General features: G+C 62.1%; 3 protein-coding genes. All 3 read right to left on the minus strand.

The window, feature by feature from the left end; all coding sequences use genetic code 11:
* Positions 1 to 329: ABC transporter substrate-binding protein (locus ACESMT_RS09795; RefSeq protein WP_372826392.1), on the minus strand; the 329-nt coding region annotated here is incomplete at its 3' end.
* A gap of 149 nt (positions 330 to 478) precedes the next feature.
* On the minus strand, positions 479 to 1,402 hold the full coding sequence (locus ACESMT_RS09800) for a 2-hydroxy-3-oxopropionate reductase (RefSeq protein ID WP_372826394.1): 924 nt from the start codon (positions 1,400 to 1,402) through the stop codon (positions 479 to 481).
* Positions 1,378 to 2,157, minus strand: coding sequence for a hydroxypyruvate isomerase (gene hyi, locus ACESMT_RS09805; RefSeq protein WP_372826393.1), 780 nt, complete (start codon positions 2,155 to 2,157; stop codon positions 1,378 to 1,380). The genes ACESMT_RS09800 and hyi overlap by 25 nt, the downstream gene beginning before the upstream one ends.
* Positions 2,158 to 2,331: the final 174 nt, after the last annotated feature.

A 2,331-nucleotide genomic window follows, 5' to 3' on the forward strand; every position in this document is an offset into this window, starting at 1 on the left:
ACCATCATCACGGCCACCGGCTTGTTCGGCGCATCCGGGTTGTTGGCATGAAACTCCATCAGGGCCGCCAGATCGGCAAAACCCATGTCATAGGTGCCCGAGGCTACGCGGGTGACAGTGCCGCCCGAGCCGTTGCCAGCGTCCACTGTTACATCAAGCTTGGCGTCCTTGAAATACCCCTTGGCGGCGGGCGTCAGAAAGAGTGCGGCCGGGCCCTCAAAACGCCAGTCGAGCTGGAACTTGATCGGCGTGTTTTGCGCGTGGGCGGTACCGAACATGGCGGCCAGCGACAGGACGGCGGCCGTCTGGAGAAAGACTCGTTTTTTCATGGATGCTCCAAAGCAAAGAATTACAACAAACAGGTACACGCAAAAACTATGCCGAAGCCGGAGCCTGGCACCGTAGGGGTACTTATTTTCGTTGAAATTCAGTCCCAGAAGCATGGACCAGACTCGGGAAATACCCCCGAAGTCGGGGCTCAGGCGTCGGGCATAACCGGGTGCTGGGCCATATTTTCGAGTGCGCGTACCAGCGCTGAGTGGTCGGCCTGTCCATGGCCGAGCGCCACGCAGGACTGCATCAGTTGCGCGGCCATCGCGGTTTGCGGCAGGGCCAGATCCAGCGCCCTGGCACCTTGCAAGGCCAGGTTCAGGTCCTTCTGGTGCAGCGCGATGCGAAAGCCCGGCGCGAAAGTCCGCTTGATCATGCGCTCGCCGTGCACTTCGAGAATGCGCGACGAGGCAAAGCCGCCCATCAGCGCAGCGCGCACCTTGGCCGGGTCGGCCCCTGCCTTTGAGGCAAACACCAGGGCTTCGCCGACGGCGGCAATCGTCAGCGCCACAATGATCTGGTTGGCCACTTTGCACACCTGGCCGTCGCCCGGGCCGCCCACCAGGGTCACGTTTTTGCCCATCAAATCAAACAATGGTTTGACACGCTCGAAGGTCGAAGACTCGCCGCCGACCATGATGGTCAGGCTGGCCGCCTTGGCGCCCACCTCGCCGCCGGACACGGGGGCGTCGAGCCACTCGCAGCCCAAAGCCTGGATCTTCTTCGCAAAGCCGCGTGTGGCGATCGGATCAATCGAGCTGCAGTCCACCACGGTTTTGGCTGCACTGAGTCCTGACGCCACGCCATTTTTTCCGAACAGCACCAGTTCCACATCAGGCGTGTCGGGTAGCATCAGGAAGATGATATCGGCCCGCTCAGCCACGCCCTGCGCTGTGGTGCAGATCGTGGCGCCGCTCTGTGCCAATTCCTCGGGTATCTTGCTGCGTGTGTTGACAAACATCACATGGCCGGCGTTCAGCAAGTGGCCGGCCATGGGCGCGCCCATGATACCCAGACCGATGAAGCCGATTTTGAGTCCTGATTTGGTCATGCACGTGCTCCGGACAGCCAGCCGAGACCGTCGGTGGTGGTGGTTTTTGGTTTGTATTCGCAGCCTATCCAGCCGTCGTAGCCAGCTGCGTCAATGTGTTTGAAGAGCCAGGCGTAGTTGATCTCGCCGGTGCCGGGCTCGTTGCGCCCCGGGTTGTCGGCCAGCTGGATGTGGCCGATACGTGCCATGTTTTTGCTCAGGGTGCTGGCCAGTTCGCCTTCCATCCGCTGTGCGTGGTAGATGTCGTACTGCACGAAGAGGTTGGGCGAGCCCACCTCATCGAGAATGGCCAGGGCCTGGTCGGTGCGCGACAGGAAGAAGCCGGGGATGTCAAAGGTATTGATTGGTTCGATCAACAGCCGGATGCCGGCCGCCTGCAGGGCAGACGCGGCAAAACGCAGATTGGCGACCAGGGTGGCATGGGCCTGCGCCGCGCTGGCGCCTTCGGGCAGCTTGCCGGCCAGGCAATTGACCTGCGGGCAGCCCAGGGCGGTGGCGTAGTCAATCGCCCGGTTCACGCCGTCCCGAAATTCGGCGGTGCGTCCGGCATGGCAGGCGATGCCGCGCTCGCCGGCGGCCCAGTCGCCCGCCGGCAGGTTGTGCAGCACCTGCTTCAGTCCATTGGATGTCAAGGCGGCAACGAGCTCCTGCTTGCTGTAGTCGTAGGGAAACAGGTATTCCACCGCATCAAAGCCGGCCGTGCGCGCGGCCTTGAAGCGGTCCATGAAGGGGAGCTCGGTAAACAGCATGGTGAGGTTGGCGGCAAATTTCGGCATGAATCTTTCCAGGGGACTTTTTGTTGCGGCCTAGTCGAGCATCGCGGCCAAGGCCGTGGGTGCGTCGTCGCGCGTGGCGGCCAGGTCTTCAAACTCGACGATGTTGTCGATCTCGGTGCCCATGGCAATGTTGGTCACACGCTCCAGGATCACCTCGATCACCACCGGCACCTG

Source organism: Polaromonas sp. (assembly GCF_041689105.1).
Taxonomy (GTDB): Bacteria; Pseudomonadota; Gammaproteobacteria; order Burkholderiales; family Burkholderiaceae_C; genus Polaromonas.

Coding starts and splice junctions, on each gene's coding strand:
- hyi (WP_372826393.1), bottom strand. CDS start 2,157: ATGCCGAAATTTGCCGCCAACCTCACCATGCTGTTTACCGAGCTCCCC.